The 20761-nt window shown below is 54.6% G+C and carries 14 protein-coding genes; 6 read left to right on the top strand and 8 right to left on the bottom strand.

Features of this window, described 5'->3' with window-relative positions; all coding sequences use genetic code 11:
* Nucleotides 1-40 precede the first annotated feature (40 nt).
* The 6 genes from VAE57_RS03745 to VAE57_RS03720 form a co-directional block, all read right to left on the bottom strand.
* Complete coding sequence (locus VAE57_RS03745) at nucleotides 41-712, bottom strand: MBL fold metallo-hydrolase (RefSeq protein ID WP_322820564.1); 672 nt, start codon at nucleotides 710-712, stop codon at nucleotides 41-43.
* 188 nt (nucleotides 713-900) lie between these two features.
* A complete protein-coding gene (locus VAE57_RS03740) occupies nucleotides 901-1578 on the bottom strand; it encodes a regulatory protein RecX (protein ID WP_322820563.1) in 678 nt (225 codons plus the stop codon).
* Nucleotides 1579-2002: 424 nt separating this feature from the next.
* Nucleotides 2003-2905 (bottom strand): MBL fold metallo-hydrolase, encoded by a 903-nt coding sequence (locus VAE57_RS03735; RefSeq protein ID WP_322820562.1) that lies wholly within the window; start codon nucleotides 2903-2905, stop codon nucleotides 2003-2005.
* 107 nt (nucleotides 2906-3012) lie between these two features.
* The gene (locus VAE57_RS03730; protein WP_322820561.1) at nucleotides 3013-4251 is read right to left on the bottom strand and encodes a stage 0 sporulation family protein; all 1239 of its coding nucleotides are present in this window, start codon (nucleotides 4249-4251) and stop codon (nucleotides 3013-3015) included.
* Nucleotides 4252-4284: 33 nt separating this feature from the next.
* Nucleotides 4285-5841: an adenylate/guanylate cyclase domain-containing protein gene (locus tag VAE57_RS03725; protein ID WP_322820560.1), complete on the bottom strand. Its 1557-nt coding sequence runs from the start codon at nucleotides 5839-5841 to the stop codon at nucleotides 4285-4287.
* A gap of 345 nt (nucleotides 5842-6186) precedes the next feature.
* Nucleotides 6187-6909: a metal-dependent transcriptional regulator gene (locus tag VAE57_RS03720; protein ID WP_322820559.1), complete on the bottom strand. Its 723-nt coding sequence runs from the start codon at nucleotides 6907-6909 to the stop codon at nucleotides 6187-6189.
* Between the two features lie 153 nt (nucleotides 6910-7062).
* On the opposite strand from VAE57_RS03720, the gene VAE57_RS03715 reads away from it, so the two are divergent.
* Nucleotides 7063-7296, top strand: a complete 234-nt coding sequence (locus VAE57_RS03715; RefSeq protein ID WP_322820558.1) for a DUF2267 domain-containing protein — start codon at nucleotides 7063-7065, stop codon at nucleotides 7294-7296.
* A 135-nt stretch (nucleotides 7297-7431) separates the two neighbouring features.
* Complete coding sequence (locus tag VAE57_RS03710) at nucleotides 7432-8184, top strand: E3 ubiquitin ligase family protein (RefSeq protein WP_322820557.1); 753 nt, start codon at nucleotides 7432-7434, stop codon at nucleotides 8182-8184.
* A 380-nt stretch (nucleotides 8185-8564) separates the two neighbouring features.
* Here the strand turns inward: VAE57_RS03710 and VAE57_RS03705 are convergent, their stop codons facing one another.
* On the bottom strand, nucleotides 8565-10241 hold the full coding sequence (locus tag VAE57_RS03705) for a M14 family metallopeptidase (RefSeq protein ID WP_322820556.1): 1677 nt from the start codon (nucleotides 10239-10241) through the stop codon (nucleotides 8565-8567).
* Nucleotides 10242-10362: 121 nt separating this feature from the next.
* Here VAE57_RS03705 and VAE57_RS03700 point away from each other — a divergent pair, with 121 nt between their 5' ends.
* Together VAE57_RS03700 and mutL are read left to right on the top strand one after the other, a co-directional pair.
* Nucleotides 10363-11328 carry a PP2C family serine/threonine-protein phosphatase gene (locus VAE57_RS03700; protein WP_322820555.1) on the top strand — a complete coding sequence of 322 codons (966 nt, stop codon included), beginning with the start codon at nucleotides 10363-10365 and terminating at the stop codon, nucleotides 11326-11328.
* Between the two features lie 247 nt (nucleotides 11329-11575).
* Entirely contained in the window at nucleotides 11576-13450 is a 1875-nt protein-coding gene (gene mutL, locus VAE57_RS03695; protein WP_322820554.1) for a DNA mismatch repair endonuclease MutL, read from the top strand.
* 560 nt (nucleotides 13451-14010) lie between these two features.
* Here mutL and recJ read toward each other — a convergent pair.
* On the bottom strand, nucleotides 14011-15723 hold the full coding sequence (gene recJ / locus VAE57_RS03690; protein ID WP_322820553.1) for a single-stranded-DNA-specific exonuclease RecJ: 1713 nt from the start codon (nucleotides 15721-15723) through the stop codon (nucleotides 14011-14013).
* Nucleotides 15724-15895: 172 nt separating this feature from the next.
* Between recJ and VAE57_RS03685 the strand changes: the two genes are divergently transcribed.
* Both VAE57_RS03685 and VAE57_RS03680 read left to right on the top strand, forming a co-directional pair.
* Entirely contained in the window at nucleotides 15896-16948 is a 1053-nt protein-coding gene (locus VAE57_RS03685) for a spermidine/putrescine ABC transporter substrate-binding protein (protein ID WP_322820552.1), read from the top strand.
* Nucleotides 16945-20031, top strand: a complete 3087-nt coding sequence (locus VAE57_RS03680; RefSeq protein WP_322820551.1) for a response regulator — start codon at nucleotides 16945-16947, stop codon at nucleotides 20029-20031. Before VAE57_RS03685 ends, VAE57_RS03680 begins: the two co-directional genes overlap by 4 nt.
* Nucleotides 20032-20761: the final 730 nt, after the last annotated feature.

Genomic DNA, 20761 nt, shown 5'->3' with positions numbered 1-20761 from the left:
CACCTCAATCGCTCAGTATACCATAAACAAAACCTGTTCGTTATCCATTCACCGGTCGTAGAATAACAATCCGCGTTTGCTCTTCGTCAGCCGGCAGTGCATTGGCATTGATCACAAACTTGTCTTCGGCCGTATACTCTTTCAACCCCATTTCACTGATAAACTTCTCGATTGGCGCCAGGGGAGGATCGAAGTTTGTTTGCCCCATCGCATAGTGCATCGGTATCACAAACCGCGGTTCTATCTGGCTGATTACATTACTGGCGAGTGCTGGTCCAATCGTCTCACCACCCCCCACCGGCACAAACAGGACATCAACATTGGAACCGATCTCTTCGAGCTGGCTGGTTGTCAATTCATGACCAAGATCGCCCAAATGACAAAAGACCAGATCGTCCAAATGGATGATATAGACCGTATTAAAACCACGTTCGGCACCTTTTACCTGATCGTGGAAGGTACGCACACCGGTAATCAGGACACCACCGATTTCGTATTCGCCAGGACCATCAACCACAAACACACGCTCTCGCAACGGGCGGATAGCGGCAGCATTATCGTGATCAGGATGATGATGGCTGACGGTCACAATGGTTGCAGTGGGTCGACCAATATCGAGGCCGATTGAGCGATGGTAGGGGTCACAGACGATAGTGCCATCGCGACCGCGTAATCGAAAACAGGAATGACCGAGAAACTGTACTTCTGCCATAAAGATAATTCCTTACCGTCCTGGTATCCTTTTCACGCACAGTATTCTACCCAAACAGTGACCTTTGCTCAAATAACGTCATTGAAACCGAGTTCCAGCTGCGCCGCTGCCGCCAAATTGAGCACAAACAGTGACCTTTGCTCAAATAACGTCATTGAAACCGCAGCCGAAGTAATCCCGCACGCTGTTCAATAGCTTTCTTCATCATCGATGTCGTCAGTAGGATGGGCTTCTCGCCAGAGGCGAAAGAGCAATGGACGCACCAGATCGCTCGTGAAGCCTCGGCGCAGCAAATATCCCCCCAGCCGGCGTTGGAACGTCAACCAGTCACTGTGCTTGAGGTAGCGTGCTAACACAGCACGAGCTGCCTGCTCTGCCCGCAATGCTTCTCCAAGTTCATCCTTCTCACTGGATAATGCATCCTCGATCAACGCTGGCGCGATCCCTTTCTGGCGTAGTTCTGCGCGCAAAGCCCGTTCGCCTCGATGGCGCAATGTACGCTGGTTTGCGACCCAACGCTCGGCAAAGTCGGCATCATTAAGCAGATCCAGTTCCTGTAACCGGGCGACAACCTGTTGACAGATCTCTTCGCGAAAGCCTTTACGTTGCAAATAGCGATAGATTTCATTGACGGAACGCGGCCGTCGTGTAAGCTGGCGCAGTGCCTTTTGCATAGCCTGATCAGCCTCTTCGCAAGCAACGAGCTGTTGCCAGCCGTGATCGTCGAGGTACACGCCAACCGCCAGGCGCATACGGGTGAGAGTATTGAGGCTAATCCCAATCGCAAACTCACCGTCGATGAAGATATTAACGCGCTGTGCGTCGTTCGTTTGTTGCCGAATTGCGGTGATTGTTCCAGCAGGCATATGATTTAGTCAGAATGGTGTCACGAGATGGACACTGCTACTACGACGCAGAGATTCTCCGGCTAGTGCTTCCCCTTGTGCGCCCGACACAGCCCGTGTCTGGTCGTTTGGTTAGAATACGTCAATCTCGTTGCACGCTTTCTGCACTACGTCGGTTTCTTCAGGAGAAAGGACTTGTTACCGAACAAGTGTACTATATTTCAGGCACAAACGCAAGCAGAGTATGGGTTGTTTAAGGACGTGCATGGAGGCCAGGGGAGATTCGTGTTAACCCGCCGGGTCGGGCGGGCTGAAGCCTTGCCTGATAGCGTGGGAGCCCCGTTGGGGCTGGATGCACCCCCTTCTCGCCGGCAGGCCAGCCCTGCCAGCCTGCCACGACGTGAAGTGGGGTTTTAATTCGCTGGTCTCCAGGGACGCAACAGGTCTAGCTGGTGGCCTGACGACGCTTTAATTCGTAACGAATGAGACCGGCTACGCTCATCTGTGTCCAACTGCGCGCCACTACGCCAGCCGGGCCGTCTGGTGGGTAAGGTATCCAACGAGCTGCCAGTGCTACAACGTCGGGATCACCATCGGCGAGCGCCCGTTCAACCAGATCAACCAGTTCATCCAGCCGATGAGCTGCCCGGTCAAGCTGATAGGCAACGTCATCGTGCGGTCCGTAGTGCGTGAGGAAGATGCGAGGGAGATTAAGGGTGCGCAGCATGGCAATCGTCGCACGATGAGCTTCGAGGTTGTAGGTAGGAACCGGGGTAACCGGGAAGGCCAATCCCCACCGATCCATTGCCAGACCGGCGGCATCACCGATGAACAGACCACCACTCTTGTGGTCAAGGTACGAGAGGTGATCAGGCGAATGGCCCGGCGTCGCAATAGCCGTCAGGACAATATCTCGACCCAGATCAAGGTGCAGATGCTCGGCAGGTCGAATCCTTTCGGTAGCGATGGGTAACATCTCGCCGTGCAGTGGCCAGGCCTCTTCGCCAACAGCGCGGCGGACGCTGGCCATGAGTTTAGTGGGATTCGCCAGGTGTTCAGCCATACTGCTGTGGATGTAGACAACAGCGCTCGGTAATGCCTGGGCCAGATGTCCCGCACCACCCGCGTGATCCATGTGAATGTGTGTGCAGAGAATGTGGCGGACTGCTTCCCGCTCGATACCGAGTGCATCCAGGCCGGCTAATGTTTGCGGTACAGTAAGCGCCGTTCCTGTCTCGATCAGTGCAATCTCTTCCCCCCGCACCACATACGTCACACCAACTCCAGGCAGGCCGAGCAATTCGTGGTCAATAGCCCAAATGTGATGATCTACCGTAAAAACTTCCATCCCTCACCTTCGCTCGTTGCACAATAAAACAACCACCCCTCGCCCCGGCAGGCGATCAGGAAACAGGAATACATCCAGAAAGCCAGATCGATATTGACCGGCCCTGACTAATTCCGCCGTCGTCGGCGACGCTTACCGGCACTGTTGCCAGCGGGTGGCGTCGCTTTTTCCGGTGACTCTATGGCCGGTGTTGCTTTGGAAGCAGTTGTCGGTTGCTGTGATGCAGACGTTTTGGCTGGTTTGGCAGCCACTTCTACTTTGGCTTTCATCGGCTGATCGTTGCGGCGGGTTGGTCGTGATTTGGGTATTGGCTTCTGTTCTGTATCCCGCTTTGATTCTACACGTGGCGGTAACACCGGTAACACCGGTGCAGGAGGTGGAGATGGCAGCACGTCTTCATCTTCCAGCAGACTGAGATCGTCACTCCAGTCAAAGGCATCAATCTCGTCGCGCAGCATACGGCGCTCACCGCGATCAGGTTTAGTAGGTGAGGCTGGTGTAATTCCCTCGGCAGCCCGTGCGCGCGCCAGCGCTGCAACCTGCTCGGTTGCCAGCGTAATCTGGCTCAAATCGTAGGTCTCGATCATTCCACTGCTGGCCAGTTGTACCAGGACCTGTTGCTTCAAAACGTTCTGACCGATCACCTCACCCGGTCCGTCGGGGGTCATAACCCAACTCCCCCGTTTAGGCAATTGCGCACGCATCTCAAGATACTGCTCGTGCTCATACGACAGACAACACAGCAGACGGCCACAAACGCCACTGATCTTACTGGGGTTGAGTGGCAGGTCTTGATCTTTAGCCATCTTAATGGTCACGCGGGCGTAATCAGGTAGAAACGAAGTGCAGCACAGGATACGACCGCATGGCCCGATGCCGCCGAGCATTTTTGCCTCATCGCGCGGCCCGATCTGCCGCAACTCAATGCGCGTCTTGAAGGTACGGGCCAGATCGCGCACAAGCTGACGAAAATCGACGCGCTGGTCAGCAGTGAAGTAGAACGTCAAACGCGAGCCGTCGAATGAGTATTCGGCTTTCACCAGCTTCATCGGTAAGCCATGCTCTTGCACCTTTTCGGCACAGCGAGCCAGCGCTTCGGCGTGATACTGCTGCAATTCAGCCATACGCATTAAATCGCTCGCCTCGGCACGCCGCACAACCGGCTTTAGCTCACCGACAATCTCATCATCGCCAACTTCGCGCCGCTCAAAGGCAACTTTCGCCAGTTCAAAGCCACGTACCGTTTCAACGATGACCTGATCACCAACGTGCAGCTCAAGGTCTCGTGGATCGAAATAGTAGATTTTGCCACTATCTTTGAAGCGAATGCCAACTACGACAGGCATAGGTTGTCTTTCTTAATTACGAGGCGAGATGCCTTATGAACTGGTGTACGCTATTGTTTGCAATCCACCCGGCTTGGGTCGTGGCCCAAGCACCTTAAACGCGCGGACACGCTGTTGTTTACCCTTCAACTGCAATTCTCCCATCTCTTGCAGTTCAAACTCGCTACTCACCAGACGGGCCGTATCTTCGCCGATAAAGACCGTCCCCGGTTCAGCTGCCGACTCTAACCGCGATGCGGTATTTACCGTATCACCGATGGCGGTATATTCCAGGCGGTGGCGCGTACCGAAAAAGCCGGTGAAGGCGGGGCCGGTGTTGACGCCGATCCGAATGGTAAAAACTTTATCGGGATCGAGCCGACTTACCAGCCGTTGTTGAGCTTGTTGCATCTCAACGGCGGCTGCCACTGCCCGCACGGCGTGTTGTTCATCGAGAGGGTCTTCCGGTAAGCGTGGTGCTCCGAACACGGCCATAATTCCATCACCAATGTATTTATCAACGGTGCCATTGTACCGGAAAATGACATCGGTCATTTCGTGCAGATATTCATTGAGCAAGTCCTGCACCTCACGCGGGGAAAGCCGTTCGGAGAGCGAGGTGAAACCCTTCACATCGGCAAACAATACGGTGACGATTTGTTCCTGCGCCTCCCAGAGTTTACCGTGCTGAGCCACATAACGCGCCAGCGCCTGAGCAACATTTGGGGACAGGAATCGCTCAAGATTTTGCCGAACCTGACCCTGAATACGTAGCTCTTCCGTGAGGCGTGCCCGTTCAATCGCAACCGCAGCCAGATTGGCAATTGCTACCACAATATCCCGGTCGCGTACCGAAAATTGTTCTCGGCCCGGTGAGTCAAGCAGAATAACCCCAATAGCACCGCCTTGCGTCATCAGCGGTGCGCAGATAGCCGAGCGAATATTTGCGGCAATGATACTCTTTGAGCCGGCAAACTCGATACGGGCATCGTGAGTCAAGACAGCTTCGCCACGCTCGATGGCTTTACGAACGATACTCCCGGCGATGGCTACATCACCAAGACCGGAGGGATAGATAACGCGCGGAACCAGTTCATCACCTTTGCGCAAGAGCAGAAAACCGCGTTGGGCAGGGACCAGACGGATAATCTCTTCCATCACCAGATCGAGCAGTTCGCGATAGTCGAGAGCCTGGTTGACCCGCATACTGATCTGGTAGAACGCTTGCAGATCAGACGGTAGCAACTGCAACTCGTGGGCTGCAACAACCTGGGATTCTGAGGCGACCGGAAAATAACGATTGTCATCCAGGACAACACTTTGTGCAGCCCGGTCTTCGTAGACCAGCTCGAACGGGCCGACACCAATTACATCGCCATCGTTGAGCTGTTCTTCTTTGACCCGTAATCGGTTAACAGTCACCCCGTTGCGGCTATTGAGATCGATGATCCACGCACGCCGGCCACGTAATTCAATCCGTGCGTGTTTGCGTGAGACAATCGCGTGGTTGAGCACAATCTCGTTGTCAAGCTGGCGTCCAATTGTCAGGCCGCGCTCGGTAATCGGGAAGGTATGCTGTTCGCCATGAATGGTGACCGTAATCCGTGCCATGCTTCTTCTCTCCTGTACCCGTTACTTGCCAACTGTTGGCGGTCACCGTTCGTTCCTCGTTGCTCTCTGGCCTGCGCGTATTCTCCTCTTGCTACGAAGCCGGCTATCTACTGTACGAGCGCACGTTCAAAAGCCTGAAAACAGCAACGAAAGTGACAGGATATACGCTGAGTAAAAATGGTTTACGGTTCGACCTGGAACCGTCCCCAAGCCGAGAGGGCACTGCTGACAAAAGAGCGTTACATTATCGCCGATCTTTTGCTGCCTGATTGCGCATAGTTTTGTAGAGAAAGCGGCAATTGGTGAAGCACGGGTTTTCACAATTATGTGGATGGTAAACCCTCCCTATTCCACAGTGGTCTCAACATCACCCCAAATCATCTCAGCAATGTGCGCCGGAACAGTAATCGATAAACCCGGTCGCTGAAGGGTGACCCCGATTGCCGCCGTATTATCGGCAACGCTAAAGATAGCTCCCGGTACCAGCCCATTTGCCTCAAGGAAGGAGACAATCGGCGTTTCTTCTTCGGCCTCTTCTGCAATCCGCCGTATCCTGAACTGTTGCCCGGGTTGGACTGTATCCATGCGGGTATTCCCGGTATACACTTCATTCTGTCCTGGAATAGGGTTACCATGCGGACAGGTCGTTGCATGGCCGACCAGCGCCATAATCCGCTCTTCCATCACCGGCGAGAGGGCATGTTCCAAACGAACGGCTTCCTCGTGAATCAGATGCCAGGGCAATCCCATAACATCAACGAGGAAACGCTCCAGGATTCGGTGACGACGCACCATAGCTTCGGCCAACTGAAAGCCCGTTGCGGTGAGCGTAATCTCGCCATGGGCGTTGCGTTCGATCAAACCCTTTTCAAGCAAACGAGAAACAATATGGGTTACGGTAGGTGGCTGTACCTTCATCCAACGCGCCAGACGGGCTGCAATAACCGGTTCGTTACGGGATGCCAGATAATAGATGACCTCAAGATATTCGCGCTCTTTGGCCGTCGGTTCACTACCGCTACTGGTGTGACGGCGCCGTAAGGTTGTGGTAGAATGCGAAGTATTCACTCCTGCCTCCTTTTCGTCAGCAGTGTTGCTGGTGGGTTGCAACAAGATGAACGTATGCTAAACCTCATTATAGCAGACGGCAAGAGTGTGCGACAGATGGTATACTGGTGATTGTTCCACCGAGCATACAGGTAAAGTTAAGGAGAGTCAACGATGAGTTCAGGAAAGACACTGGTTGAGTTGATCCGCGAGAAGACGGGGGTTAGCGCCGAACAGGCTCAACAAGCGGTTGATGTGGTGGTTGGTTTTCTCAAGGAGAATTTGCCGGAACCGATTGCAGCCCAAGTGGATCAGGTGTTGAAAGGTGACATCAGCGCCCTCGCCGATCAGATCGATGCAGCCAAAACGATGCTGGGCGGTCTGTTTGGTGGGAAGAAAAACGAATAGCGCTTCGATCATCTATCGCCGGCAATCCTAACTGCATATCGATAGTGCCTTTGCCCGTGTTACAGTAAACAACGTTGTTCGCTACCCATCTCAGCCCCTTGGCAACCTCGTTTTAGCTATCGTTGAGGTATACCCATGATTGTCGGCGGTGTCTTGTTGCTTGTGCTGGCCGTCATCTTCTCTTTTATTGCACGGGCCAATGCCGGCAAGTTGCAAGCCCTGAATGCGGTTGACACCTACGATACGGCCACCCTGTCGGCAATTCACCGTCGGATCACGACAGCGCTGGGGGCAAATGATTTTGCCCAACCCTGCGAAGTGATGGGAGTGATCGAATGTGCTACACCACTCACCGGTCCGGTTTCAGGACAGGCGCTGGTTGCGTATCTGTACACGACTCATCGGGAATATGAGGAACGGATCACAACCCAGGAGAGTGGACGGAGTACAACCCGTATTGAGCGCCGGAGTGAGCAGCTCGAACAGAACGAGCGGCGCGTGCCGTTTACCATTCGTGATGATAGCGGTCAAGTGCTGGTTGTAGCCGATGGTGCTCAGATTGATCTGATTGAAACCGCAAACCGCTTCGTTGAAACAACTCAACCGTGGACAGACGCAACCCGCACGCTCGGTCAACGCCAGTTTGAGCGTGGTCTGGAAGTAGGGACCCGTGTCTTCGTGTCTGGTACCGCCATCGATCAGAATGGGCAGGTCGTGATTGCCCGCCATCCGACCAACAGTAAACAGCCCTTTATTATCAGCCGCAAAAGTGAACACGAACTGGCAAACTCCGCTGCGACCTGGGCCAGAAATATGCGCTACGCTGCTATTGCCAGTGGGGTGATTGGCCTGGCGCTTGTGATCGGCGGTGTCTTGATGGGTGGGTGAGTGTGAGGCAGGGATCGCATCGGGTAGTGCATTCCACGCCAGAGTTGTATTATATCTTGATAAGCCCTCGCCTGGTGTGCCCCGCTGGAGTTGGGAGAACGCCTGTCAGGGTGAGTAAACAGAGCGTGCTATGTCTGGCGATAAGCGAGCCGGTGGCTCGCGATCCCGGGGCGCGACTGGGAACGCCGTTCAATAAACCACGAACCACGATCAGACCCTTCACCTGCCGTTCAGTCTGCAAGCCTGACCATCAGCCATCAACACTACGGGGCCGTGATGGCTCATATCTGCACCGGGTAACGTATCAGGAGGGCGGAAGCAGATGTTCCACCCTCCCAGAAGTCGTGCATGTGCAGTGCCGCCTATACCACAACACAACGCTAACCGTCTAGCTGCACCGTTGCCCGGGCCGTGCCGGCGCGCTGGGAACGGGCAACCACCGTGACGCTACTGCCCGCCGGTGCGCGTACCGTCCAGGTCAGGCGGCGCAGATGATCGGTTGGAAAACTCCCTCCCCACAAGGCGCGCTTGTTCGCCCGCCCTTCCAGTTGGCCGATCTCCTGGCGACGTTCACCACTCACGATGTCACCGCCTGCGGGGAGCAACACCTCAACCTCAATTGGCTGCACTGCTTTTACTTCTAAAGCCTTGCGGCTGCCATACGTCGGCAGATAGCCACTGTTGACCACAACTGCCTGCAAGCGATAGAGATCACCCCCTAGCGCTTCGGCCTGCACATGACGCAATTCGAGCCGTGGGCCGGTCTGAGCGAAGGCCAGAACAAAGCGTGTATTGGGTTCCAGCGTCCGTAGCAGAAATTGTTCGGGTGGATTGCCAAACGTGCGGCGCTCGATCCATCCGCCGATCTCGACTGGGCCAAGCTGCGGATGATTGAACGGTCGCCAGTTGACAAAACCGGCACCACCAAGCTGCTCATCATTCCAGCGCAAGAGCTTGCGATCATCCTCTTCGGGATGATCGCGGAACCACTCGATGAAATCACGATCCTTAATGCCGGCCTCACCGATCATATCCCACAACTCGACGGTAAAGGCAAAGATGCCAAGCTGCTCATAGGCCCAATCGTCGAAGGCGCCGCGCATCACTTCGCGCGGGTGATAGCGAAAGCCGTGGTAGACCGAGACGTGTTTGTAGCCGGTAATCTCCTGGCCGCGATTCCCCAGCTCTTTGTATGTCCAGAGATCATCAATCGGCATCTGATCGTCGGGTTTGTCGGAGTAGGGACGGAGAATAGCACCGGAATAGGTGTGGTATGAGATGGCACCACTGACGTTCAGATGGGAGGTAAGAAACTCAACCGCCGCCCGAATCTCTGGCTCAGAGGTTGGATACGGGCCGGCACCACGCTGTACCCCTTCCGGTGCCCAGATGTAGGGAAAATTGCGATTAAAATCCAGCCCCTGGGCCGGTGGTGCAATCTTGACCTCGTAGCCATCAAAGTTGCGAATCAATCCCTCGGTATAGACCCGGTAGTACGTGCCACCGCGCTCATCGGGAGCCCGCCGCCGCATGAGCCGCGGATCACGCTCACTCACCTTCCAGCCCCCATCGGGATCGACCACGCGCATCTGCAAAATCAGACCGTCGCCATCAATATCAGCCGGATAAAGACCGTCCCGGTCGTCGGTGAATGGGTAACGCCGGGTACCTGAACGCACGTAGACCGGTGAGGTGAGAGCCTGTTCCATGCCATCGGGGTTGAGGCACGGTACAATGTAGAGCGCACGTTCATCGAGCAAAGCGGTCAGGTTAGGATCGTGACCGTAGCCGGTCAGCACAGTCTGAATGACGTGCAGCGCCCCCATACAACCGGTCACTTCGGTCGCATGGATGTTGGCATCAAGCCAGAAAGCCGGTTTTTCGTCATCGGCTCCGGTAGCCTGATTGGTCAACGTCAACAACCAGATCGAACGTCCCTCGTAGCTGGTACCAATGCTACGCAGAGAACAAAGGTGAGGATACTCTTCGGCCCAGGCTTTCAATGCGACTTCAACTTCGTGTGGACGGTAATAGCGCGTGAAATCAATTACGGGCATAAGACAATCCTTGCTTTGTCAAACATTCTTCGCCATAATAATACCACAGATGGCCCGTCATACATAACAGAAAGCATATGGTATACTGCTAGCAATCAGCATGGAGGCAACGGAGTCGCCAATGCGTGTGCGGTATAGTGCTCGAACTGATGTCGGGCAGCGACGGGAAGTAAATCAAGATGCATACGGCAGTGCCAAGATCGATCAGGGCTCACTGCTCGTAGTCTGCGACGGTATGGGAGGACACCTGGCCGGCGAGGTTGCCAGCAGGCTGGCTGTGGAAACGATCATTACCTCATTTCGCGCTGACAACGACCCCGCCGAAGGTCTGCGCCAGGCGCTCATCAGCGCCAATCAGCGCGTATATCACGAGGGCCGTGGCACGATGGGCACCACGGCGGTAGCCGCCTTTTTCTGGCACAACATGCTCTACGTTGCCAACGTAGGTGATAGCCGGGCCTATCTGGTGCGCGAAGGTCTTATCCGCCAATTGACCAACGATCACTCGTTGATTGGCGATCAGGTTGCTGCCGGTTTGTTAACACCTGAGCAAGCACGCACATCAAACATCCGCAACATTATCACCCGCGCCATCGGTCATCAGTCCCAGGTCGAGGTTGATATTTTCCGTGAGCCACTGTTGCCGGGTGATACGGTTGTTCTGTCTACCGATGGAATGCATGGATTGCTGAGCGACGAAGAGATTGCGGCCATTGCGAGTATGCATCCGCTCGATATCGCGAGTCGGCGTCTGGTCGATGAGGCGAATGCACGTGGCGGGCCGGATAACATTACCGTCGTTGTTGCTCAGGTTGATGGCCTTGAACCAATCGGGCACGACACGTCGGCAGAGGCAGTGACATCACCATCGGTACCGGTTTCGCCACCGATGGCCCGTCCGCTTTCGCGAACCGGTCTGATCACGAGCATCCTGATCCTCGTGTTGCTGGTCGGGCTGGCAACGTCGCTGCTGGTCACCAATGAACCTTCGATCCCACCTCTGCTCAGTTCGCCAACGCTGGCCGCTACCGCCACCCTGCCACCGACAACACCAACACCCCTGCTACGGCCCACCGAGACACCCTGATGAATGGGAAGCGGATAGATCGCAGCCTTCACCTGCTATTCAACGCAATATGCACATACAGCGTATGGCAGGGAAACAGCTCGCAGAGTGCTATACGCATGAATTTGTTTTATTCAGATGATTGCCCTTTAGGAACAGAGATGGTACAATAGCATTGAACATTTGTTTGTATCATTGACCAGGTACTCAGCAACGACTCTTCATCAGACACCAGTAGAACTTCGGGAATACAGCTCAACGGTGTGATATGCCCATTCATCTCCTCGATGAAACCATTGCCGCGCAAATCGCTGCCGGCGAAGTAGTTGAACGACCGGCTTCAGTCGTTAAAGAACTGCTCGAAAATGCCATCGACGCCGGTGCGCGACGGATCGTGATCGAGGTACGGGGGGGCGGGTTGCGCGAGATTCGCGTGCAAGATGACGGCTGTGGTATTCCGGCTGACGAAATTGAACTGGCCTTTGCCCGCCACGCGACCAGCAAATTGCAATCTGCTGATGATTTGTGGGCAATTAGAACACTGGGGTTCCGCGGCGAAGCCCTGCCCAGCATCGCCAGCGTTGCTCAGGTCATCTGTATCTCGCGGGTTGCCGATGCTGAACTTGGTGTTGAATTGCGTATTGCCGGCGGTGAAATTCAATCCCGCTTGCCGTGCGGTTGCTCGGTTGGTACGACGATCACGGTGCGCAACCTCTTCTACAATACGCCAGTTCGTCGGGAGTATCTCCGTTCCGAAGCGACGGAAACCGGTGCCATCAGCGCAATTGTTCAACAATACGCACTGGCCTACCCGGAAGTGAGCTTTAGTTTGTTGATCGATGGCCGGATGGCCTTCCAGACCAGTGGTGATGGCGATCTACGGGCGGTGGTCGTCGAGCTGTACGGCCTCGAAATCGGGCGAGCACTATTGCCGGTACAGGCAGAAGCCGGCGTAGATGAAACGTGGGTCGCGGTCAGTGGTCTGGTTTCACCACCTGAATTGACACGCAGTTCACGGAATTACCTTTCGCTTTTTGCCAACCGCCGGGCGCTACAACCGCGGGGGGCATTGGCTGCGGTGGTTGAGAATGCGTACCATACGATGCTGATGAAGGGGCGGTTTCCGATTGCCATCCTCGATGTGCGCGTCCATCCAGCCGCTATCGATGTCAATGTCCATCCCACCAAGAGTGAAGTGAAGTTTCGCTACGCTGCTCACGTTCACAGTGTTCTAGGACGCGCCATTCGTGACGCTTTGCTGCGCGGCGCCGATATTCCAACCTGGGATGCCCCTGATCCAGCGACGGCCCAGCGCCGCTTTGAGTTACGTCGGCTGGGTCAGGCAGCAGCCACATCCTCCTCTGGCTGGAGTGTTGGGGCTTCGGCGTGGGATCGCGAACGCTCGCGCTGGGATGTCGGTTCGCCGGCAACTGCTCTGAACACACCCCTTCCCATTGTGCCCGAAACGCCGCTGCCACCGCCATCGCCAACGGTTGAGCCCGAACCTGCCCGGCAAGCCCCAAGCGAGCCGACAGCCCCAGCAGTTCCGGCAGCGCTACCCTCTGCACTGCCCCCGTTACGGGTGGTTGGGCAGGTCGGCCTGACCTACATCGTGGCCGAAGCCCCCGAAGGGATGTATCTGATCGACCAGCACGCAGCCCACGAACGCATTACCTACGAGAAGTTGATGAGTCAGTACGCCCAACACGCGGTTGAGTCCCAGCAGTTGTTGATTCCACAGGCGGTTGAGGTTAGCCCGGAAGCAAGTGCGATCTTGCTGGGTCATGCAGAGCGGCTGGCAGAATGGGGCTTTGTCCTCGAACCGTGGGGCACCGGTGTGCTGGTTCGCGCTATCCCGGCCACCTTACCGACCGATGAACTGACGCAAGCTATCCACGAGATAGCCGAAAAGCTAGCCGGACGTGGCGGCAGTGATCCGCTGGAATGGCGGGAGGCGATGTTGATTACGCTGGCCTGTCATACTTCGGTACGAGCCGGACAACCGCTTTCCTACGAAGAGATGCGTCAATTGTTGCGACAACTTGAACAGTGCGTCAGTCCGCGTACCTGCCCCCACGGTCGCCCGACAATGATTTTAATGACACCAGCCCAACTCGAACGCCAGTTTGGGCGACGAGTATAGCCCAGCCTGACGGCACGACACCGCAACGGAGACGTATCTGCCGGCAGGCAGTGACCTGCATTTGGGGCAGTATAGTGGTCGACTTAGTGCCAGGGACGTTAATCCGATGGTTGGGTTGGCTTATGTCTGGTTTAATCAAGTCATGGCACGCTATCTACGCCCTTGAGCGCTCCATCGTGGTGCACAAGCGCTGGTCGCCCCTGAGAGCGCGAGCTGCGACGTGCTATATCTCGTCGCGTAGCAGCTACAAGCGCTGGTCGCCCCTGGAAGTGCAAGCCTCCGGCTCGCCCACCACCTGAACTAGCTCGCGACAGTGGCAACCATTCGTCACCGGTGGTTCCCACTGCTGCGGGCGGTGTATCCCGAATCTTGCTCAACAATATGCATCGTTCAGACGTGAGCCTCACATCATCCTGGCGTTGCCCCTGAGCGCAATAACCTGTGAACCAGTTCGTGCGCCGATGACGACCTACCGACGATTCACCGATGGTAAACCTCACAGCACGCCGACACGGGCATAACAATCTGCACGATGCCAGGATTGCTGATGTCTTCCCCACTCACTCGCTCTTCGTTGCACGCCGGAAATCGCGCACCAGCAGGCGCAAGCGACGCTGTCCGTTCCATTCATCAACTGCCAACTGGTACGCCAGATCGATGTTTGGATGACGGCGAAGTGCCTCAGCGAAGCGACCAAAATGAAAACCGATGGCCTCGAACGAGGTCTGACCGACGCGCACACGCATCCGCAGATGATTGCCATCAGTTGTCGGTTGCGGATCGACGACCGTAACATTGGGGGTCATGAACACAGGCTGTGGATTACCTTGCCCAAACGGTTCGAGCTGGCACAGGGTAGCGTATAGCTCCCACGACAAATCACTTACTGGTACGGTAGCATCGATCAACAATCGTGGTACGAGCTGTTCGGCTGACAGGTATTGGCTCCCCAGGGCCAGTAACCGCTGTTCGAGCGCCGTAATCTGATCCGTGGGAATAGTGAAACCGGCAGCCGCAGCGTGCCCACCATAACGGACAAAGAGATCGGCACATTGATCGAACAGATCGATGATACTAAAACCGGGGATCGAGCGCGCTGATCCGCGTGACGTCTCCTCGCCTTGCTCGATCACAATCACCGGACGATGATAGGTCTCAACCATGCGAGCGGCGACCAATCCGATAACACCGGCGTTAAAACCGGGATGCGAGACGACAATCAGTGGATGTTCGGTGCGGCCACTCTGCATCACCATGGTTTCAGCCATGGCATATAATTGCCGGGTCAATGCCTGCCGCTCACGATTGGTGGTGTTCAATTCGGCAGCCAGCAGATCGGCTTTCATGCGCTCATCAGCCAGGAGCAGCTCATACGCACGACGCGCATCGGCTAGCCGACCGGCTGCGTTGAGGCGCGGTGCCAGAGCAAACGCAATTGTGCTGCTGTCAATCATACCCGGCGATAGGCCGGCAGCCGCCACCAACGCCAGGACACCAGGACGGGAACTTTCGTTGAGCGCAATCAAGCCGGCCCGGACTAACACCCGATTCTCGTCGTGGAGTGGCCCCATATCAGCAACGGTGCCCAGCGCGACCAGATCGAGCAGATCACGTCCACGTAAACCGGCTGGCCGCTTACCGTAGCGTGCCAGAGCCTGCACAACTTTGAAGGCAATCCCAACTCCAACCAGACCTTTGAATGGATAGGCACAATCGGGCTGGCGTGGATTCACTATCGCCAGGGCTGGCGGCAGCCACACCGGTGGATGGTGGTGATCGGTGACAATGACATCGAGGCCGAGCCGATTCGCTTCGGCTACCTCTGCATAATTGGAAATGCCGCAGTCGACCGTTATCAGCAACGTGACACCATCGGCGACCAACTGATTAATCGCCAGATTGTTCAGACCATACCCTTCACGGGCACGATGCGGAATGTATGGCCGAATCCGTCCCCCCATCGCCTTGATCGCCTGCGTCAGCAGGGCAACCGCAGTGATACCATCGACATCGAAATCGCCGTAAACAGCGATCAATTCGCCCCGCTCAATCGCTTCGGCAATGCGACCGGCAGCGGCTGCCATACCGCGCATAGCAAACGGATCGTGCAGACCGGCGCTGTAATCAGCAGCAAGAAAAGCCCTGGCGATGGATGGCTCATGCAAGCCACGCTGATAAAGAAGGTGGGCAAGCAACGGGTGCAGACCAAGTTGCTCAACGAACGAAGTGGGTGCTGGCGGACGAATCTCCCAGCGCTGACGGCGAGCTGACATAACTGTAACTCCTGGCCAATAGCGTCATGGCAAGCGGCGATTATTATACGCTGTTTTCAGCTCAGAGGTAATGGCAACAATGTTTCATACGTATCTCCCTTTGTCGGTAATAGTGGAGTGCTATTATTAAAACCGTTGAGAATGGTAAATCGTTGCACTATCATCATATTTTATGCTACCACGTCTCACTTATGCAATCCTGCTATGCTACATCCTGATCGGATGTACCATACCACTATCACCGCCATCACCGCCTCCTCCGTTGCCGGTGTTGTATATCCTGAACCAGGAAACCTCGATTGATCATGCGCTCCTGATGCAATTTACTGCCGAAAACGGGGTAGATATTGCGTATCATACGTACAGGAGTAGTGAAGAGGCGTACAATCTGCTAACAACGAGCAAGCAAAGCTACGATCTGATCATCGTCAGCGATGAACTGGCTGAGCGCTTGCGTCGTGAGCAACGACTGGCTGTACTTAATCGCGAACGGATCACACATCTGAACAACATCGATCCGGCCTTTGCCAGATCGAGTGTTGATCCGGGTTATCGCTTTTGTGTGCCATACTTGTGGCGCATCGTCGGTCTTGGCTATCGTCATTCCGCCATCGGTCGCGAGGTCGAGAGCCTGGCAGCGGCGTTTGAGCTGGCTCAAATCAAGCGAATGGCCTTGATCGATGATGCACGGGTAAGTTTGGGGCTGGTCTTGATTATGCTGGGGTATAGCCCAAATACCAGTGACCCAGTCGCTATTGGTACTGCCCGGGATTGGTTGCGAACAGTGCGACCGTATATTCAGCATCTTGCCGCGAATGACGGGCAGGATATGTTACAACAGGACAGGGTTGACATCACTGCGGAATGGAGCGGTGATTTGTTGCAAGTGGCACGTACCGATGATGACCTGCGTTTTGCAATTCCCCAAGAGGGTAGTCTGTTTACGGTCGATAGCATGTGCATACCAACCGGCTCTGCTCAGCAAGCGGCTGCCGAACAGTTTATCGATTTTATCCTGGAGGCTGAAAACGGTGCGGCTCTGGCCAACACCACCCGCTACGGCACACCCAATCAGGCTGCATGGCCGCTGTTAGATGCTGAACTCCAGGCGCAGATGCAACATCAACAAACTCTGGAGCAGAGAGGATTACTCTTTCGGCTTATTGATGTAGACCCTGCTATACGTGAGCTGTACCATGAGGCGTGGATAGAGGTACGCCAATGACGTCATCAACCCCTTCATGCCGACGTCGTCTCGTTGTCGGAATTGCCAGCGCTGTTTCGTTTTCGTTATTGATCTCATTCATTGGGTTAGGTTTGTTCTTGTTCCTTCAAGATCAGGCCATTCGGCGCTCACGGCAACTTGAACAGATACTGGAGACAACGCTCGATCTTAAGGCAGACTTTCTGATAGCCCGCCAATACGATTATGACCTGATCGAGCTAGCGCATCACAATCAGCGCCTCGATCCAACTGTTGAGAGGAAGCATTCAGCAGCCATCACTAATGTTGTAACAGGGTTGCATGAACTGGCGACGTTTGATGCAGACGTTCCGGCACTGGTGCTCCATCGACAAGCAATGGCTCGTCTGCTTGAGCAATACCAGACGACGGTGAACCAGATCAAAGATCAGATTGAACAACGTCAGCGTACTGACGGTCTTGAACAAGAGCTACGTGACGCACGGTATAAACTCTGGCAACACCTTGAGCATAATCCTGCCGACGTTCAAGAACTTGGTTTACGTCTTTCCTTAGACGAACAGGCTTATCTCTCGACCAGACGGCAAGAGTATATCGATAATGTTCGCCTCCAGATTAACCAACTGTACGCCATTGCATCCACTTTGCCGGATACGGAACGAGTCGTGGTAGAACGAGATGTTGCTGACTATCTGGAACATTTTTTACGGTTAGCCACACTTGATCACGATTTACAGCAACACGCCAACACCTTACAGTACCAGACTGATGATTTACTGCTGATTATCGACGAACTTTCGCGCATACTAAAATTTGAACAACAACAGGTAAATGCTTCTTTTTCGACAACGATCTGGATTGGCTTCTGGCTCGTGATGTGGATGATCGGGAGTAGTGCCGCAATTTTCATCGGCGGTGGCTGGTTCATTAACCGCTACTTTACCCAGCCACTCATCACATTGACAAATGCAGCGCGCCGAATTGCCGAGGGATGGCGCGAGACACCAATCCCACTCGTGGGTACGGATGAAATTGGCGACCTTGCCCGGTCATTAGCGAGACTAACTGCCAGCTTGAATGCAACGATTGCTACACTTGAAGAGCGAATCCAACAGCGTACTGTACAACTGCAAGAAGCCTTACGCGAAAAAGAGATGGCTCTCGTCCGTTCGCAGCAGCAACGATGGCGTGAACGGGCACTGATTGATCTAAGTTTACGTTTGAATAGTGCGCACAGCGAGGAGGAAATTTATCGATCTGTCGTTGAGATGTTTGTTACCCTTCGTGAAGATCAAGATCGGATTGGCATCTACGTCCGTGATCCGGATTTAAGGCAATGGCTACCCTACATTACCTATGGCTATCAGCATGATCCACTACTGACACTGACAGCGCCGCCTACACTTGAGCAGCATACGGCTAATCCGTTCTACCTCTCTGATCTTCGGCAGCATCAGATCACAAACCTGATCCAGGCTCAGGGATCGGCAATTGTGGCAACTATTGCTGTGCAAGGTCATCCCCAGGCTATACTGGTCGTATATCGTCCACAGCCTCACGCCTTCAATCACGCTGATATTGAGAACTTACGTCTGGCTGCACAGTTAACAACCTATGCGCTTAATCGGGCATTCATAATGACTGAATTACAGCGTGCCAGAGAACGTGCCGAGGCAGCCAGTCGGGAACGCAGTACATTTCTGGTTCGTCTCGATCACGATATTCGTCAACCGCTGAATACCATCATTGCGCTCAGTGAATTGTTGCGCGAGACGCTGGCTACCCAGACAATGGCTGAAGATGTTGAGAAGATTCGGCGTGCCGGACGTCACCTGGTGAACCGGTTTAACCTCCTTCTCGACAGTGCAAAAATCGAGATCGGTTCTCTCAGCTTACAACCAGAACCTTTTATCTTTGATGCCCTGCTCGACAATACTCTTGAAGAAATATCACCTCTCATCCACCAACACCAACATCGTTTTGACATTGAGCGCCCTGCGCAAGTGGGGATGATCGTGGCTGATCTGAATCGGTTACGTCAGATCTTAATCTATCCGCTACGTTTTGCTGCCACAACCACGAAACGCGGTGTAATCACACTACGTGTACAGCGATTAAGTGGCGATGAAACAGACACACTCGAAGTCATAATTACCGATACTGGACCCGCGCTGAGTTCAGAGCATCTGAATGCACTACTCACTCCATTCGCCGTTCCTCCAGACACAACACGCCAGTTTGATGAAGGATGTGGTCTGGCGCTGAGCCGTCAGTTGTGTGAGTTGATGGGAGGAACATTCCAGGCCGTCCCTCGTACTACAGGTGGTGTCAGGTTCACTATTCGTATCCCTCTTAGCAGGCTACACAATACCGAAGAAGTATCACCGCCGACGTATCTCCCTCAACCCGATCTGGTGTTGATTACGGCAACGCAGGCACGTGTGCTACAGGCAGCATTAGAACAATTTGGCTGGCAGGTGCAAAGCGAAGCCAGTCTTTCACATGTGCTACATCGTCTCTACCGTCCACCTGCTGCCATTCTGATTGATGTCCCGGAAAATCGTGATCTGGTGGTAGCGACCTTACAGGCTGCCGGCTGGCAAGATGTACCGATCATCTGGTTGACCGATAACGTTGAGCGTACCGGTAGCACTGATTATGCAGTATGGCCGGGAGAGGTGGAACAGGTTATTCAGACGGTGCAGGTCGTGTTATCTCGCCGCTCAAGAACTACAACGTCGCGCACCATTCTGGTGATTGATGATGAACTTCCGACACGTCTGATGATCCGCCGGGCATTGGAGAGTGATGGTTGGGTTGTATTGGAAGCAAACAACGGGCAGATTGGAGCAACCATCTGGCGTACCAATAAGCCACAACTGGTGATCATGGATGTGACGTTACCGGACGTTGATGGCCTAGTACTCTTGCGCGAAGTGTGCGCTGATCTGGAAACACCGGTGATTGTGATATCAGAGCGGATACTGCGGCGTGAGGAGCTGGAATTTCTTGCCAGTATTGGCGCCGTCGTTTTGCAGAAGGGGCATTATCGACGGGGTGATCTCCTTGAGTTAGTTCGCAAACTGGTATGGGAGCGGTTGTGAACCGTATTCTTAGTGCACCAGCGGCTAGTGCAGCGTCAGGGTGATAGTTGGGTAGCGTGTCAGGCATTCGTTACTACCAGAGGTGTCATAGTGTTCGTAACTCGTGATCCGACGATCACCCTGCCACTACACCCGAGTTTGGAAGCCTGTAACCGGTATCACCGCTCCACACGCCGAGATCTCACCTTTCGGTAAGAGTAGCGTTGCCGACGGGGGCACCTGTGGCGCATCATTTGGCGTGCGGCAGTGTGCCCCCGCACCAAGCTGTGCCTGCGATCAGGAGCGTGTTGCAGCAATTTCCTCACGGGTCATAAGGACGACGTGTGAGTAGAGCGCGTTCGTCTGGTTAGATCGTCCGTGATGCTCTAATAAGCGGGTAGTACAGTCGTTGAGCAGGCTTCCAGCCTTCCGCGCTCGTTCTGTAACAGTGGCATAGATGTATAGACAAGCGAAAGTAGGAATTCCGCTCCCTGGCGCGAGGCAACGACACATCACCGGGCTTCAGCAGTGATGAACCGAATCAATAGAGATTTGACATTAACAAGAAACCATGCCACCGGTAAAGGAAGATCGCCGCACTAACTCCTCACATAGCAGCGTGAAATACCAATAAAAAAAACCCCCTGTCACATCGTGACAGGGGGTAGCACCTGGACAGGCAAGCGTGATCCATCAGCAGCATCGTAGCAAGAGCGATACTGATAGTGGGATAACTCCCTAGAAAGGAGGT

Origin of the sequence: Chloroflexus sp. (assembly GCF_034434295.1) — a bacterium.
GTDB lineage: Bacteria > Chloroflexota > Chloroflexia > Chloroflexales > Chloroflexaceae > Chloroflexus.
Note: the sequence above shows the minus strand (reverse complement) of the source record. Positions and strands in the feature narration are given on the sequence as shown.

Excerpts from the sequence above, each read along its gene's own strand:
- VAE57_RS03745 (WP_322820564.1), bottom strand. The coding sequence starts at position 712 with ATGGCAGAAGTACAGTTTCTCGGTCATTCCTGTTTTCGATTACGCGGT.
- VAE57_RS03740 (WP_322820563.1), bottom strand. The coding sequence starts at position 1,578 with ATGCCTGCTGGAACAATCACCGCAATTCGGCAACAAACGAACGACGCA.
- VAE57_RS03735 (WP_322820562.1), bottom strand. The coding sequence starts at position 2,905 with ATGGAAGTTTTTACGGTAGATCATCACATTTGGGCTATTGACCACGAA.
- VAE57_RS03730 (WP_322820561.1), bottom strand. The coding sequence starts at position 4,251 with ATGCCTGTCGTAGTTGGCATTCGCTTCAAAGATAGTGGCAAAATCTAC.
- VAE57_RS03725 (WP_322820560.1), bottom strand. The coding sequence starts at position 5,841 with ATGGCACGGATTACGGTCACCATTCATGGCGAACAGCATACCTTCCCG.
- VAE57_RS03715 (WP_322820558.1), top strand. The coding sequence starts at position 7,063 with ATGAGTTCAGGAAAGACACTGGTTGAGTTGATCCGCGAGAAGACGGGG.
- VAE57_RS03710 (WP_322820557.1), top strand. The coding sequence starts at position 7,432 with ATGATTGTCGGCGGTGTCTTGTTGCTTGTGCTGGCCGTCATCTTCTCT.
- VAE57_RS03705 (WP_322820556.1), bottom strand. The coding sequence starts at position 10,241 with ATGCCCGTAATTGATTTCACGCGCTATTACCGTCCACACGAAGTTGAA.
- VAE57_RS03700 (WP_322820555.1), top strand. The coding sequence starts at position 10,363 with ATGCGTGTGCGGTATAGTGCTCGAACTGATGTCGGGCAGCGACGGGAA.
- mutL (WP_322820554.1), top strand. The coding sequence starts at position 11,576 with ATGCCCATTCATCTCCTCGATGAAACCATTGCCGCGCAAATCGCTGCC.
- recJ (WP_322820553.1), bottom strand. The coding sequence starts at position 15,723 with ATGTCAGCTCGCCGTCAGCGCTGGGAGATTCGTCCGCCAGCACCCACT.
- VAE57_RS03685 (WP_322820552.1), top strand. The coding sequence starts at position 15,896 with ATGCTACCACGTCTCACTTATGCAATCCTGCTATGCTACATCCTGATC.
- VAE57_RS03680 (WP_322820551.1), top strand. The coding sequence starts at position 16,945 with ATGACGTCATCAACCCCTTCATGCCGACGTCGTCTCGTTGTCGGAATT.